Source organism: Acinetobacter sp. LF10 (assembly GCF_048585715.1).
In the GTDB taxonomy this organism is placed as follows: Bacteria; Pseudomonadota; Gammaproteobacteria; order Pseudomonadales; family Moraxellaceae; genus Acinetobacter.
On the sequence record NZ_CP184160.1, the window covers coordinates 507816 to 522221 of the forward strand.

Here is a 14406-nt window from a genome sequence, read left to right on the forward strand (position 1 = left end):
GATCAATCGAAAATATTTCATTGATTGAATGGTAGAAATTTCTCGAAGTTTATTTGAGCGAATTTTTAGTCAGAAAATTGATGAGCCAAGATTTGTAGCCATAAGCTACTAATGATTTTAAACTGAAGAGTTTGATCATGGCTCAGATTGAACGCTGGCGGCAGGCTTAACACATGCAAGTCGAGCGGAGATGAGGTGCTTGCACCTTATCTTAGCGGCGGACGGGTGAGTAATGCTTAGGAATCTGCCATTTAGTGGGGGACAACATTCCGAAAGGAATGCTAATACCGCATACGTCCTACGGGAGAAAGCAGGGGATCTTCGGACCTTGCGCTAAATGATGAGCCTAAGTCGGATTAGCTAGTTGGTGGGGTAAAGGCCTACCAAGGCGACGATCTGTAGCGGGTCTGAGAGGATGATCCGCCACACTGGGACTGAGACACGGCCCAGACTCCTACGGGAGGCAGCAGTGGGGAATATTGGACAATGGGCGGAAGCCTGATCCAGCCATGCCGCGTGTGTGAAGAAGGCCTTTTGGTTGTAAAGCACTTTAAGCGAGGAGGAGGCTACTAGTATTAATACTACTGGATAGTGGACGTTACTCGCAGAATAAGCACCGGCTAACTCTGTGCCAGCAGCCGCGGTAATACAGAGGGTGCGAGCGTTAATCGGATTTACTGGGCGTAAAGCGTGCGTAGGCGGCTGATTAAGTCGGATGTGAAATCCCTGAGCTTAACTTAGGAATTGCATTCGATACTGGTCAGCTAGAGTATGGGAGAGGATGGTAGAATTCCAGGTGTAGCGGTGAAATGCGTAGAGATCTGGAGGAATACCGATGGCGAAGGCAGCCATCTGGCCTAATACTGACGCTGAGGTACGAAAGCATGGGGAGCAAACAGGATTAGATACCCTGGTAGTCCATGCCGTAAACGATGTCTACTAGCCGTTGGGGCCTTTGAGGCTTTAGTGGCGCAGCTAACGCGATAAGTAGACCGCCTGGGGAGTACGGTCGCAAGACTAAAACTCAAATGAATTGACGGGGGCCCGCACAAGCGGTGGAGCATGTGGTTTAATTCGATGCAACGCGAAGAACCTTACCTGGCCTTGACATACTAGAAACTTTCCAGAGATGGATTGGTGCCTTCGGGAATCTAGATACAGGTGCTGCATGGCTGTCGTCAGCTCGTGTCGTGAGATGTTGGGTTAAGTCCCGCAACGAGCGCAACCCTTTTCCTTATTTGCCAGCGAGTAATGTCGGGAACTTTAAGGATACTGCCAGTGACAAACTGGAGGAAGGCGGGGACGACGTCAAGTCATCATGGCCCTTACGGCCAGGGCTACACACGTGCTACAATGGTCGGTACAAAGGGTTGCTACCTAGCGATAGGATGCTAATCTCAAAAAGCCGATCGTAGTCCGGATTGGAGTCTGCAACTCGACTCCATGAAGTCGGAATCGCTAGTAATCGCGGATCAGAATGCCGCGGTGAATACGTTCCCGGGCCTTGTACACACCGCCCGTCACACCATGGGAGTTTGTTGCACCAGAAGTAGGTAGTCTAACCGTAAGGAGGACGCTTACCACGGTGTGGCCGATGACTGGGGTGAAGTCGTAACAAGGTAGCCGTAGGGGAACCTGCGGCTGGATCACCTCCTTAACGAAAGATTGACGATCGGTAAGAATCCACAACAAGTTGTTCTTCGAAGATGTATCTGAGGGTCTGTAGCTCAGTTGGTTAGAGCACACGCTTGATAAGCGTGGGGTCACAAGTTCAAGTCTTGTCAGACCCACCAAATCTGAAAGATATATCGTTCATTAAGTGATAAGCTGGGGACTTAGCTTAGTTGGTAGAGCGCCTGCTTTGCACGCAGGAGGTCAGGAGTTCGACTCTCCTAGTCTCCACCATGTACTTTACAGAGTACAAGCTAAGAAGATTATAGAGTTTAGTGAATACAGTCTAATTTGACTGGTTTATTAATCTCTGTGATTTATCACAGTTTACTGCAAGCTGACGAGGCTGTAGTTAATCATTAACAGATTAGAATTTGAGTCTGAAATAAATTGTTCAAACTCGATTAAATAGGAAGATAACAAGTAATTGTTAAATTAATATTTAATCTGAGAACTAGCAAAAACACTGAATCAAGCGTTTTGGTATATGAATTTAGATTGAAGCTGTATGGTGATTAAGTTCACAGACAACGAATAGTAGCAATTAAGTTTGCAACGCTAACACTGACTTGTATGTGTTAACGACTGTTTGGGGTTGTATAGTCAAGTAATTAAGTGCATGTGGTGGATGCCTTGGCAGTCAGAGGCGATGAAAGACGTAATAGCCTGCGATAAGCTCCGGGGAGGCGGCAAATATCCTTTGATCCGGAGATTTCTGAATGGGGGAACCCACCCGCTATAAGGCGGGTATCATAAGCTGAATACATAGGCTTATGAAGCGAACGAGGGGAAGTGAAACATCTCAGTACCCTTAGGAAAAGAAATCAATTGAGATTCCCTTAGTAGCGGCGAGCGAACGGGGAGCAGCCCATTAAGTTGTGTGTGTTTTAGTGGAACGCTCTGGGAAGTGCGAACGTAGAGGGTGATATTCCCGTACACGAAAGGGCACACACAATGATGACGAGTAGGGCGAGGCACGTGAAACCTTGTCTGAATATGGGGGGACCATCCTCCAAGGCTAAATACTCCTGACTGACCGATAGTGAACCAGTACCGTGAGGGAAAGGCGAAAAGAACCCCTGTGAGGGGAGTGAAATAGATCCTGAAACCGCATGCATACAAGCAGTGGGAGCCGACTAGTTCGGTGACTGCGTACCTTTTGTATAATGGGTCAGCGACTTATATTCAGTAGCAAGGTTAACCGAATAGGGGAGCCGTAGAGAAATCGAGTCTTAATAGGGCGTTTAGTTGCTGGGTATAGACCCGAAACCAGGCGATCTATCCATGAGCAGGTTGAAGGTTGGGTAACACTAACTGGAGGACCGAACCCACTGTCGTTGAAAAGCCAGGGGATGACTTGTGGATAGGGGTGAAAGGCTAATCAAGCCTGGTGATAGCTGGTTCTCCCCGAAAGCTATTTAGGTAGCGCCTCGGACGAATACCATTGGGGGTAGAGCACTGTTTCGGCTAGGGGGTCATCCCGACTTACCAAACCGATGCAAACTCCGAATACCAATGAGTACTATCCGGGAGACAGACTGCGGGTGCTAACGTCCGTAGTCAAGAGGAAAACAATCCAGACCGCCAGCTAAGGCCCCAAAATCATAGTTAAGTGGGAAACGATGTGGGAAGGCATAGACAGCTAGGAGGTTGGCTTAGAAGCAGCCACCCTTTAAAGAAAGCGTAATAGCTCACTAGTCGAGTCGGCCTGCGCGGAAGATGTAACGGGGCTAAAACTATGTGCCGAAGCTGCGGATTTGACATTAGTCAAGTGGTAGGGGAGCGTTCTGTAAGCCGATGAAGGTGTATTGAGAAGTATGCTGGAGGTATCAGAAGTGCGAATGCTGACGTGAGTAACGACAAAACGGGTGAAAAACCCGTTCGCTGAAAGACCAAGGGTTCCAGTCCAACGTTAATCGGGGCTGGGTGAGTCGACCCCTAAGGCGAGGCCGAGAGGCGTAGTCGATGGGAAATTGGTTAATATTCCAATACTTCTGTGTAATGCGATGAGAGGACGGAGAAGGTTAAGTCAGCCTGGCGTTGGTTGTCCAGGTGGAAGGTTGTAGGCATGTATCTTAGGCAAATCCGGGGTACTCTATGCTGAGAACTGATAGCAAGCTGTACTTGTACAGTGAAGTGGCTGATACCATGCTTCCAGGAAAAGTCTCTAAGCTTCAGTTACACAGGAATCGTACCCGAAACCGACACAGGTGGTCAGGTCGAGTAGACCAAAGCGCTTGAGAGAACTCTGCTGAAGGAACTAGGCAAAATGGTACCGTAACTTCGGGAGAAGGTACGCTGCTGACGGTGATGGGACTTGCTCCCTGAGCTATTGGCAGCCACAGAAACCAGGCCGCTGCAACTGTTTATTAAAAACATAGCACTCTGCAAACACGAAAGTGGACGTATAGGGTGTGATGCCTGCCCGGTGCTGGAAGGTTAATTGATGGGGTTAGCGTAAGCGAAGCTCTTGATCGAAGCCCCAGTAAACGGCGGCCGTAACTATAACGGTCCTAAGGTAGCGAAATTCCTTGTCGGGTAAGTTCCGACCTGCACGAATGGCATAATGATGGCGGCGCTGTCTCCAGCAGAGGCTCAGTGAAATCGAAATCGCTGTGAAGATGCAGTGTACCCGCGGCTAGACGGAAAGACCCCGTGAACCTTTACTGCAGCTTGACATTGAACTTTGACCTTACTTGTGTAGGATAGGTGGGAGGCTTTGAAGTTGGAACGCTAGTTCCAATGGAGCCGTCCTTGAAATACCACCCTGGTAATGTTGAGGTTCTAACTCTGCCCCGTAATCCGGGGCGAGGACCATGTCTGGTGGGTAGTTTGACTGGGGCGGTCTCCTCCTAAAGAGTAACGGAGGAGTACGAAGGTGCGCTCAGCGTGGTCGGAAATCACGCGTAGAGTATAAAGGCAAAAGCGCGCTTAACTGCGAGACCCACAAGTCGAGCAGGTACGAAAGTAGGTCTTAGTGATCCGGTGGTTCTGTATGGAAGGGCCATCGCTCAACGGATAAAAGGTACTCTGGGGATAACAGGCTGATACCGCCCAAGAGTTCATATCGACGGCGGTGTTTGGCACCTCGATGTCGGCTCATCTCATCCTGGGGCTGAAGCAGGTCCCAAGGGTATGGCTGTTCGCCATTTAAAGAGGTACGCGAGCTGGGTTTAGAACGTCGTGAGACAGTTCGGTCCCTATCTACCGTGGGCGCTGGAAATTTGAGAGGATCTGCTCCTAGTACGAGAGGACCAGAGTGGACGAACCTCTGGTGTACCGGTTGTGACGCCAGTCGCATCGCCGGGTAGCTATGTTCGGAAGGGATAACCGCTGAAAGCATCTAAGCGGGAAGCCTACCTCAAGATAAGATTTCCCTAGGAATTTATTCCTCTAAAGAGCCGTTCGAGACTAGGACGTTGATAGGTTGGGTGTGGAAGCACGGTGACGTGTGAAGCTGACCAATACTAATTGCTCGTGAGGCTTGACTATACAACACCCAAACAGTTGTTGTATTCAAGATAAATTCAATACATAACTTGATTTAGTGTGAAAACTAGTTAAAATGCTGAACACAAAGTTAGACTCAATATCTAATCCGTTAATAACTCATTTGGAAAAAGCCTTGGCATAGATAAGACCAAAGCAAGTATCCATAAACAGTTTGCTGGCGACAATAGCAAGAGTGAACCACCTGATCCCTTCCCGAACTCAGAAGTGAAACCTCTTAGCGCTGATGGTAGTGTGGCGTTTGCCATGTGAGAGTAAGTCATCGCCAGCTTTTAAATAATAAACACCCCTAACCTAACGGTTAGGGGTGTTTTTTATTCTGGAAAATATTTTTAAAAAACATAAATTTAAAAGATAATGAAAACTAATTCTATCTTTTAAATGATCTATATTTCTTATCTTTCTACGCTTTTCAATTTAGCTATATTCTATATTAATTATTAATTTGTTAAAAATCATAGAAAATATCTCGATTTTATAAAATACTTTGATAAAGTTCGCTTTAATACTGTCTAGTTGAAGATAAACTTTATTTACAGATAATCTATATTATGGTTACATTAGGTATATTTTTATAATAAATCTAATTCCACTTGGGGATTTGATCGGGGTTAAAAGGAATGAGTATGAATAAAAAACAACTTACCTTAAAGTTGTCGGCAATTGCTGTTTCTGTATTATTAGCTAGTTGTGGTGGTGGAGGTGAGGGCTATTATGGTTCAAATAACAACTCCACTGATTCAGGTGGTGGAACTCCTGGCGGCGGTACAACTACAAATCCTACTGCTGCTGGCTTGAAAATTGAGTTAGACAAGTTATCAATGGCAGCAACAAATGGTCAATTAACAGTTACCGTTCGTGCTTTAGATGCAAATAAAGGAGGTGTTTCTACTATTCCTGTTACATTATCTATTATTGATCCCACAAATAATGTTAATAATGCCAGTGTTTCTAAGCAAACTACTAATGAATCAGGAAATGCAGTATTTGTACTAACAACACCGTCGACTTCGGCTACAATATCAGAACTGATTAAAAATGGATTTAAAATTGTTGTCACAGCAAATGATGGAAAGTTAAGCCAAGAACAAATGGTTACAGTTACGGGGGCGGATACAAGCACTGGTGCTGACACAACAAGTATTGTTCTATTTGATGCTACAAAAACATCTTTAAATGTTAGAGGCGATCAAACAACGGTTACACTGACTGCCGTGGATGCAAATGGAGCCACTTTATCAAATCAAGCAATATCCTTAAAAGTAAAAAATTCTGCATTAAATGGTGTTAAATTTACTCCTAATGCAACTCAGACAGATGCTAACGGTAGAATTACATATACTTTATCATTTACTGAAGCGCAAAGATCTTCTACTTATAGTTCATCATCTTTTATTGTGGATGATCTTATTCTAGAAGCTAATTTTGGGCAATCTACAAAGATTTATAGTTATAAATTGGATGTTGTAAACTCTACTGTGCCTCAACCAGTTGGTGCAATTTCAGTTGCATATAATCCTACAAAAATCGAATCATCGGTGAATGGTGTTTATTATTATCAAAATGTTTCTGTTCAGGTGACAGATGTTGATGGTAAACCGATACCAAATCAAGATGTTGTTATGGGGGTAAATGCTTTAACTTATAATAAAGGTTCTTATGCATTTTTTGATACTAATACTCCACCAGATGGTACCGCAGATAAATATCTCCCCCATGTGATTACTCAATGTGTTACTCCTGTAATCAAAGTAAATAGTAATGGTAAAGAAATTGATCAATTAAAACCTGTTAAAAATGGTCAAACTGTTCAAGTTGTTTCATTTATTAATTCAGAAGGAACACCTGCAACAGATAATAAATATACAACAGATGCAAATGGCCGATTTGACTTGAAAGTACAGTACCCGAAAATATATGCAGGATATTTAAATATCCAATTAATTGCAGATTCAATTGTTAGTGGTAAGAGTATTAGTGGTTCAACTAGTTTTGGTTTAAGTTATTTGGTTAGTGATGTTGTTGTTGCTGATAGAGTAGCACCTAACATAGAGAGCCCTTATGGTTTATCTACTAATTGTTTAGATGGCTTATAATTTTAATCGAAATAAAAAACGGCTAAATAGCCGTTTTTTATTTTATAGAAAGTAGTAATTGTCGTTCAATCATCCAATAAATCCATCTGCTTTGCTAATTGGTATAGGTTATTAGAGCGATTACCTGTGCGACAAAACATTAAAATAGGTTTTGGCAATTCGTTATAATGATTTGCAAATGTACGAACATCTAACTCTGTGATCTGACCTGCAACAACTGGTTGGTAAACATAATCTAGACCAACATTACGTGCTGATTCTTCAATTTGAGCACTCGTTGGTTGCTCTGGACCGCCTTCCATATCGGGACGATTATTAATAATAGATTTGAAGCCTTTTTCGACAACTTGATCTACATGCTCAGGGCCGATTTGACCTGCAAAACCAACATTTTCTGACATCTTGTCACTCCAAAAATAAACAAAACATTTTATGCTCTATCATAGCATTAAGCTTGATCTTGAGTTTAAATGTCTGTAGCAAATAAATGATGATAAGTAATAAGATAAAGCATTGGAGCGCGCATGCACACCTATACAGTTGAGCCGTTGTATGTTCCTAGTGGCGAAGAAACCATAGCAGCAGATTTCTACCTACCAAAGACCAATATTAAACCTGCTGTAATTCTTATGGCACATGGATTTGCTGGATTACGCCAATTTAAATTAGTTCAGTATGCACAACGTTTCGCTAAAGCTGGCTATGCTGTCATTTTATTTGATTATCGCTATTGGGGGGGGAGTACAGGAAAACCGCGTGAATTGGTTTCACTTGGTGCTCAATTAGATGATTGGAAAACCATTGTTCAATATGCTTCAAATTGTAAATTAATTGATAGTCGACGTATTATTTTATGGGGAACTTCTCTAAGCGGTGGATATGCGCTTAGTTTAGCCACTGACCTTAAAAATATTCAGGCCGTGATGGTACAGGTGCCTTATGTTGATGGTGCTGAAACAGCAAAATTATACCCATTACAGCGTTATCCAGAGGCTTTGAAGCGTTCTAGTCAGGATTACATGGGGTCTAAGATGGGTTTAGTACCTAAAACTTTGCCAGTTGTAGATCAGCATAAACTATGCTTTTTACCGACCTCTGATAGTTATTATGGTTATCATTCGATTGTAAATCCTGACTATTATTGGAGTGGTGAAGTTCCTGCACGTGTATTTTTTAATTTAATGCGCTATCGTCCGATTCAATTTGTACGCAAAATTAATATCCCTGTTTTGTTTATTGCTGCGAAACATGATTCTTTGATTCCAATTGAATCTAGTCGTGAAGCCGCTACAAATATTGCACCATTTGTAAGCTATCATGAGTGGGAAATGAAACATTTCGATATTTATCACGGTTCTTGGTTTGAAAAAGCAGTCACAACCCAATTAGAATTTTTACATCAACATATCGGAGTGATGTAAATGATCATTGTCTGTGCATCCTGTGGTGCAAAAAATCGTGTACCTGAAGAAAAATTAGCAGTTCATCCAAACTGTGGGCAATGCCATCAACCATTATTAACGTTAGCGCCAATTGAATTAAATGAACAAAATTTTAGCCATTTCATTAGTCATTCAGATCTACCTGTACTCATCGATCTTTGGGCAGAATGGTGTAATCCTTGTAAAATGATGGCACCTCATTTTGCTGAGGTTGCCAAACATAATCCTCACGTCGTGTTTGCTAAAATTGATACTGAAGCAAATCCCCGTTTAAGTGCTGCATTTAATGTCCGCAGTATTCCGACTTTGGTCTTAATGGATAAGACGACTGAATTGGCCAGAATAAGTGGTGCATTACGTACACCAGAGCTACAGCAATGGTTAAATCAGCAATTACAGCAACATCAAGGACATTAACATGACTGAACGTTCAAATCATCCAGAAGGAGTTTTATCCTTGCAGAATATTGCGATGCCAGCAGATACAAACTGGAGTGGTGATGTATTTGGAGGGTGGATTGTTTCACAGATGGATCTTGCAGGAGCGATTCATGTTGAGCGTTTGAGTAAGGGGCGATGTGCAACAATTGCGATTAATGAAATGACGTTCCTTGTGCCTGTTAAGGTTGGAAATGTGATTAGTTGCTATACTAAAATTTTGAAAGTCGGTAATACTTCCGTACAGGTGCAAATCGAGGTATGGAATAGTCACGACAATTCGCGTGATCCGATTCGAATTACTCAAGGTGTTTTTACATTTGTTGCTGTTGATGTGAATGGTAATAAAAGACAAATCTCAGAACAAATTAAGCAAGATTTTTTAGCAAGCTGATAAAACAATAAAGCCCAAATTTAATTGGGCTTTATTTTAAATCTAAGACTATTTTTTACGTTTTGGCAGCCAAGCCCAAAGCATTTGACATTGAATTGGTTCGTTACCAGAATCGTCAATTACGGTCACAGGAATCAATAACTCGCCTTTGTCATGTTCAGCAATAAACTTTTTTTGGTCTGCTGACAAGCTTGCTGTAGCAGTTAAACCACCTTGCGCAACTTTTAAATAATCGACATGCAATGATTTAATCAACAAGATCCGATCATCAGGAATATGTAAGCCCGTTAAAAAGCCCGTTGCAGTTTCTGCTAATAAAGCCATTGCTGCTGCGTGAACCCCTTTAATATGATTTTGCATATTACGTTGGTTTTCAATGCGCACAGTGACATGGTCTTTATCAACTTCTAAATAACGAATATTTGCTGTTCCCACCATAGGAACAACACGACCAAAAGCTTTACTCCATAGCGTACTACGGATACTTTTTGGAAATTTAGAAGTGGTTTTAACCAGCGTAGAAAGACGGTTATCTTTTGCCATAGTGAACCTAATGTTTAGTCTTTGAAATTATTAAATTGAAGTGGTAGACCAAATTGTTGTTCACGTAAAAAGTTCATGACCTGTTGCAATGTATCGCGCTTTTTATCTGTGACACGGATTTTGTCTCCTTGGATAGAAGATTGCGCTTTGATACCACTTTCTTTAATGGCTTTATTAATTTTTTTTGCGGTATCTGAGTCAAGTCCATCTTTTAGCTTGATCACTTGGACCACATTTTTACCAGAAGCAGTGGCTTTTTGTGGATCTAAAGCTTGTACATCAATCTTACGTTTATAGAAGTGATTTTCAAGCATGGTATAGACTTGTTCACATTGGAAGTCGCTTTCAGTCGAGATTTTGATTTCTTTATTTTTTTCATTTAGCTCAATCGAAACATCTTGTCCGCGGAAGTCAAAACGAGTTGCAATCTCTTTTTCTGTATTTTGTACAGCATGATTGACTTCAAATAACTCTAATTCAGAAACAATATCAAAAGAAGGCATGGTTAGACCTTTACAAAGGGAAAGAATATTTGAGATGCTAAGGGTGTTTTCTTCATTTGCCAAGTGTTGTTTACATCAAAGGAGTGCACAATGATCCGTAAACAAGAAATTACAACATTTGAGTTCCCAGAAGGCGCTGTCATTTGGGATGTCCGAGATGCCAAAGCTTATGCAGAGGCACACGTCAAAGGGGCGTTAAATCGTCCAATTGCTGAAATTAATGCGGATAGTTTGACTCAGGTTGCAGCGGATCAGCCGATTTATATTTTATGTGGTGGTGGTAGTAAAGCACCACGCGCAGCAGAGCTTTTAGACGGTTTAGATGATTCTCGTGAATATGTTGTATTGATGGGCGGTACACGTGCAGCACGTGATGCTGGCTTAGCTTTAGAACAAGGCGCATAGATCAGTTAAATTTGCCAAAATACTTGGGTATTTTGGCAAATTTAAAGAATGAACAACTAAAATAATAATTTACCCAGAATAATAAGGTTTTTTAGCTTTTAATTTCTTTTGAAATCTTTGAGGATTTAATTTATCCAATAAACTTTGAGGAACTGGGCAAAGTTCACCTAAAATTAGTGCTGCTAAGATTTCACTACATAATGGCGCAAATAAGAAACCTTTCGATCCTAAACCAGCAAAAGTATAGATTTGATCAAGATTTTGTATTTTCCCAACAAAGGGGAAATAATCTAAACTTTGTGCGCGAACTGATGCTCTTCCTTGCCAAGTCTCCAGCTTTGGAAGTTGTTCGGCATATTGAGGGAAGACACTGTGGATAAGTTCGTAGTTATGCACATGGTCTTCAGTTAGCACTTCTGCATCATCCCGATTGGGATAAAAAGATGCACCGAGAATCAACTGTGAAGCATCCAGTTGTATGCAATAGCCGCCATAACTATAAGCTTGATCCAGTGCTAAAGGCCGCTGGCTATTCTCAACCCAGCTGACTTGTCCTCGAATTGGCTTTAAGACTGGATAGTTTTCGATGAGTTCAGCACTTTGTTTAGCACAACAGACAATCGCATGATCCGTTATGGCAATTTTTTGTTGGTCATGCCAGAGTGTAACTTGACTACCATTCGACTCTAATCGAGAAATTTTTACTTTTTCTATTCGAATATTAGGATGTTGTAAAATCTCATCACGTAATTGATGAGGTGAAACTGCGCCAGCTTCATGTAAGGTCAGACTTGGAAGCTCTGTTTGGGGAAGGCATTCAAGCGTTGTATTTGCAGTTAAAACATTTTCAGGATATTGCTCAACCAGCCCTAGCAGTTCATCTGCATTTTTTAATGCAATCTGCTCTACTTGAATCGGTCTAAATGCCTTAAAACGAGGATAAAAATTCAACGCATGTTGCCAACTCAAGGTCATCAAGTGTTCATGCGCCTGTTCAATTGGGCATAGTTTTGGATTGAGCAACGCCAAGGGATTGCCAGATGCTCCTGAAAGCGGCTCATTTTGCTCGTAGATCGCAACTTGATGTCCTCGTTGAGCAAATGCCCATGCTGAGCTTAAACCTGCGATTCCTGCACCAATAATCGCAATATGTCGCTGTACAGATGCTGAGCTTGTTATTTCAGATTCATTTTGAATCGTTATGTCTTGTTTCGAATCGGCGGTGTCTGTTTCTTCTTGTGAAGCATTTAGCCAAATAGCTTTGAGCATTTCTCGTTTATGACCAAAACCTCGTGGACGGCTGATTTGGATGCCGTGTTGTTTAAGCCCACGTTTTAATATGCCTGCGACACTAAAGGATGCGAAAGTTGTTCCAAAATCAGATAAACGCACCATATGATCTAAGACATTTGCTTGCCACATATCTGGGTTACAAGACGGGGCAAAACCGTCCAAGAACCATGCGTTAACTGCTTGGGTTTTGGGAATCGTTGGAAAAATATCCTGAGCATCACCTAGCCATAAATCAATACTAAAACGTTCTTCAGGAAAACTTAAGCGATGACAACCTGCGATTGGCAAGGGATATTGCTGAATCAATTTTTCTGCTAAAGGTTTGAGTTCTGTCCAAACATTGAGTGCACGGATCAAATCAGCTTTATTTAATGGAAATTTTTCAACGCTGACAACATGTAAATGGCTGTGATTATCTAAGCGAACTTGTTGCCAGAGTTGCCACAAGGTCAAAATATTGAGTCCTGTACCAAAACCAGTTTCACCTACACAGAAATATTGATAATCGTGCAGTTGAGAGAGGCGTTCGGTTAAATCATTGCCATTTAAAAATACATGTCGAGTTTCAAGCAAACCATTGTCTTTAGAAAAGTAAACATCACCGAATTGTTTAGAAATAGGAATTTCGATGCCATCGACTATTTCCCAATCTAATTCAGCAGTTTGTAATTTTGATGAGTGAGACATAAATAAAAATTATATTTTTACCACTGGCGACGACGTTTGGTGTAGACATAGCTCGCAATAAAGAAACCTAGAATGACACCAACTGCAATCGTCATAGCACCATACAAGAACATTTGAGCACTGCGCTCACTTTGTAAAACTTGAATCTGAACAGTAAGATTGTCATTTTTGAGTTGTAATTCTTGATTTTGCGAGAGCGCTTCAAGATTGGCATTTTCAAGTTGTTTTAAGCGATTGGCTTGATCTTGAACCAATGCTTTGACTTTGGCTTCTTGTTGCTGTTTAGCCTTTGCAATTTGTTCAGCAGTTAAGGGCTTAGCAGTTGCCGTAGCAACAGTGGTGGGAGCTTTTGTTGAGTTTGGTTTAGCTTGAACAGTTGTTGTCGGTGCGACAGCTGGTGTTGGTTCAACAGCCCAGACTGATGAACTTATTAAGCATAAGGCGAAAAAGCTTTTGGCTGCAAAGTGCATGATTTACCCTTTTGGAAAAGCTTTGTTGAAAGGTTTTACGTCAATATTTGAGTAAATTCCTTCTTTTAAAAAAGGCTCTTCCTGAATCCAGCTATCAAGTGCTTCACGCGTGTCAAATTCAACAATAATCGTACTACCTAAAAAACCTGCTTGTGGGTCATTTGGATCTTTAGGATGAGCGCCAGCAGCAATTAAACGTCCTTCATCATCTAGCTTTTGCAATCGTTCAATATGTTGTGGACGAGTTGCTAAACGTTTTTCTAAGGTACTTTCATGATCAGTGCAGGTCAGGACAAAATAAGGCATGGCAGTCGCTCAATGATTCAAAATTCAGTCGGTGGTTTTAAAATGTTTTCTTAAGAAAAATAGTATAGCAGCAAGGTAACTGATAGAAACGATAATATCGCCGAAAGCCGTGAATTCGCCCCAATATTTGCCTTGCATATAGACGAATCCAAAGAAAAAATGTAAAGCGGCAAGCAAAAAGAATTGTCCACACCACGCTAAGTTCAACTTCATCCAGCCTTGATGACTTAATTCGAGTAATGAACCAAGAAGCTTTTTAATAATCGGGGTACGTTCTTTATTGAATAATGGGGTAACTAAAAAACCTATTCCAATACCGATGTTGATGATGATTGCTTTCATTTTAATGTAGGTCACATCACTGAATACGAGTGTGATTCCACCAAAAATCACCGACATTACAACAATAAACCATTGCATTTTTTCCAGTTTAAACTTCTGGAAAAAGAACAAACAACCGTAAACAACAAGCGTTGAAATTAAAAGCGCACAGGTTGCAACAAGAATATGATTTTGATCGGTATTTCCAGCACTACCAACAAGCTCTAATAAAGGATGGTGACTATCTTTTGGATCAGTGGTTTTATAAAAATAAAAGAAGATAATAATCGGCAGATAGTCGAGCAACGCTTTCATGTTACAGTACGA

Annotated in this window: 12 protein-coding genes, 2 tRNA genes and 3 rRNA genes; 10 read left to right on the top strand and 7 right to left on the bottom strand. The window is 41.6% G+C overall.

The window, feature by feature from the left end; translation table 11 throughout:
- The first annotated feature begins 119 nt into the window (after positions 1-119).
- The 6 genes from ACN19N_RS02405 to ACN19N_RS02430 all read left to right on the top strand — a co-directional run bounded on the left by ACN19N_RS02405 (position 120) and on the right by ACN19N_RS02430 (position 7277).
- Positions 120-1657 (top strand): 16S ribosomal RNA (locus tag ACN19N_RS02405).
- 59 nt (positions 1658-1716) lie between these two features.
- A tRNA-Ile gene (locus ACN19N_RS02410) sits at positions 1717-1793 on the top strand.
- A gap of 36 nt (positions 1794-1829) precedes the next feature.
- Positions 1830-1905, top strand: a tRNA-Ala gene (locus tag ACN19N_RS02415).
- A 367-nt stretch (positions 1906-2272) separates the two neighbouring features.
- Positions 2273-5163, top strand: a 23S ribosomal RNA gene (locus ACN19N_RS02420).
- A 174-nt stretch (positions 5164-5337) separates the two neighbouring features.
- A 5S ribosomal RNA gene (gene rrf, locus ACN19N_RS02425) occupies positions 5338-5452 on the top strand.
- Together the 16S, 23S and 5S rRNA genes with 2 tRNA genes alongside form the textbook arrangement of a ribosomal RNA operon.
- A 349-nt stretch (positions 5453-5801) precedes the next feature.
- Positions 5802-7277, top strand: a complete 1476-nt coding sequence (locus tag ACN19N_RS02430) for a hypothetical protein (RefSeq protein ID WP_420001893.1) — start codon at positions 5802-5804, stop codon at positions 7275-7277.
- Positions 7278-7342: 65 nt separating this feature from the next.
- Here the strand turns inward: ACN19N_RS02430 and ACN19N_RS02435 are convergent, their stop codons facing one another.
- Positions 7343-7678, bottom strand: a complete 336-nt coding sequence (locus tag ACN19N_RS02435; RefSeq protein ID WP_420001894.1) for a TIGR01244 family sulfur transferase — start codon at positions 7676-7678, stop codon at positions 7343-7345.
- A gap of 123 nt (positions 7679-7801) precedes the next feature.
- Between ACN19N_RS02435 and ACN19N_RS02440 the strand changes: the two genes are divergently transcribed.
- The 3 genes from ACN19N_RS02440 to ACN19N_RS02450 are packed head-to-tail and all read left to right on the top strand — an operon-like array spanning position 7802 to position 9551.
- Positions 7802-8698, top strand: a complete 897-nt coding sequence (locus tag ACN19N_RS02440; protein ID WP_004664939.1) for an alpha/beta hydrolase — start codon at positions 7802-7804, stop codon at positions 8696-8698.
- Positions 8699-9136, top strand: coding sequence for a thioredoxin TrxC (trxC, locus tag ACN19N_RS02445; RefSeq protein ID WP_269229575.1), 438 nt, complete (start codon positions 8699-8701; stop codon positions 9134-9136). It abuts the gene before it with no gap.
- A gap of 1 nt (position 9137) precedes the next feature.
- Positions 9138-9551 (top strand): acyl-CoA thioesterase, encoded by a 414-nt coding sequence (locus ACN19N_RS02450; RefSeq protein ID WP_005214645.1) that lies wholly within the window; start codon positions 9138-9140, stop codon positions 9549-9551.
- A gap of 48 nt (positions 9552-9599) precedes the next feature.
- On the opposite strand, the gene ACN19N_RS02455 is transcribed toward ACN19N_RS02450, so the two are convergent.
- The gene (locus ACN19N_RS02455; RefSeq protein ID WP_420001895.1) at positions 9600-10094 is read right to left on the bottom strand and encodes a DUF4442 domain-containing protein; all 495 of its coding nucleotides are present in this window, start codon (positions 10092-10094) and stop codon (positions 9600-9602) included.
- Between the two features lie 14 nt (positions 10095-10108).
- Positions 10109-10597, bottom strand: a complete 489-nt coding sequence (locus tag ACN19N_RS02460) for a YajQ family cyclic di-GMP-binding protein (RefSeq protein WP_004655922.1) — start codon at positions 10595-10597, stop codon at positions 10109-10111.
- Between the two features lie 90 nt (positions 10598-10687).
- Between ACN19N_RS02460 and ACN19N_RS02465 the strand changes: the two genes are divergently transcribed.
- A complete protein-coding gene (locus ACN19N_RS02465; protein ID WP_004664933.1) occupies positions 10688-11002 on the top strand; it encodes a rhodanese-like domain-containing protein in 315 nt (104 codons plus the stop codon).
- A gap of 69 nt (positions 11003-11071) precedes the next feature.
- On the opposite strand, the gene mnmC is transcribed toward ACN19N_RS02465, so the two are convergent.
- The 4 genes from mnmC to ACN19N_RS02485 are packed head-to-tail and all read right to left on the bottom strand — an operon-like array spanning position 11072 to position 14394.
- The gene (gene mnmC, locus ACN19N_RS02470) at positions 11072-12982 is read right to left on the bottom strand and encodes an FAD-dependent 5-carboxymethylaminomethyl-2-thiouridine(34) oxidoreductase MnmC (RefSeq protein WP_420001896.1); all 1911 of its coding nucleotides are present in this window, start codon (positions 12980-12982) and stop codon (positions 11072-11074) included.
- 17 nt (positions 12983-12999) lie between these two features.
- Entirely contained in the window at positions 13000-13452 is a 453-nt protein-coding gene (locus tag ACN19N_RS02475) for a hypothetical protein (protein ID WP_420001897.1), read from the bottom strand.
- A gap of 3 nt (positions 13453-13455) precedes the next feature.
- Complete coding sequence (locus ACN19N_RS02480; RefSeq protein ID WP_420001898.1) at positions 13456-13758, bottom strand: YciI family protein; 303 nt, start codon at positions 13756-13758, stop codon at positions 13456-13458.
- 24 nt (positions 13759-13782) lie between these two features.
- The gene (locus ACN19N_RS02485) at positions 13783-14394 is read right to left on the bottom strand and encodes a septation protein IspZ (RefSeq protein ID WP_420001899.1); all 612 of its coding nucleotides are present in this window, start codon (positions 14392-14394) and stop codon (positions 13783-13785) included.
- Positions 14395-14406: the final 12 nt, after the last annotated feature.

Excerpts from the sequence above, each read along its gene's own strand:
- ACN19N_RS02465 (WP_004664933.1), top strand. The coding sequence starts at position 10,688 with ATGATCCGTAAACAAGAAATTACAACATTTGAGTTCCCAGAAGGCGCT.
- ACN19N_RS02455 (WP_420001895.1), bottom strand. The coding sequence starts at position 10,094 with ATGGCAAAAGATAACCGTCTTTCTACGCTGGTTAAAACCACTTCTAAA.
- ACN19N_RS02430 (WP_420001893.1), top strand. The coding sequence starts at position 5,802 with ATGAGTATGAATAAAAAACAACTTACCTTAAAGTTGTCGGCAATTGCT.
- ACN19N_RS02475 (WP_420001897.1), bottom strand. The coding sequence starts at position 13,452 with ATGCACTTTGCAGCCAAAAGCTTTTTCGCCTTATGCTTAATAAGTTCA.
- ACN19N_RS02435 (WP_420001894.1), bottom strand. The coding sequence starts at position 7,678 with ATGTCAGAAAATGTTGGTTTTGCAGGTCAAATCGGCCCTGAGCATGTA.
- ACN19N_RS02450 (WP_005214645.1), top strand. The coding sequence starts at position 9,138 with ATGACTGAACGTTCAAATCATCCAGAAGGAGTTTTATCCTTGCAGAAT.
- ACN19N_RS02440 (WP_004664939.1), top strand. The coding sequence starts at position 7,802 with ATGCACACCTATACAGTTGAGCCGTTGTATGTTCCTAGTGGCGAAGAA.
- trxC (WP_269229575.1), top strand. The coding sequence starts at position 8,699 with ATGATCATTGTCTGTGCATCCTGTGGTGCAAAAAATCGTGTACCTGAA.
- mnmC (WP_420001896.1), bottom strand. The coding sequence starts at position 12,982 with ATGTCTCACTCATCAAAATTACAAACTGCTGAATTAGATTGGGAAATA.
- ACN19N_RS02480 (WP_420001898.1), bottom strand. The coding sequence starts at position 13,758 with ATGCCTTATTTTGTCCTGACCTGCACTGATCATGAAAGTACCTTAGAA.
- ACN19N_RS02485 (WP_420001899.1), bottom strand. The coding sequence starts at position 14,394 with ATGAAAGCGTTGCTCGACTATCTGCCGATTATTATCTTCTTTTATTTT.
- ACN19N_RS02460 (WP_004655922.1), bottom strand. The coding sequence starts at position 10,597 with ATGCCTTCTTTTGATATTGTTTCTGAATTAGAGTTATTTGAAGTCAAT.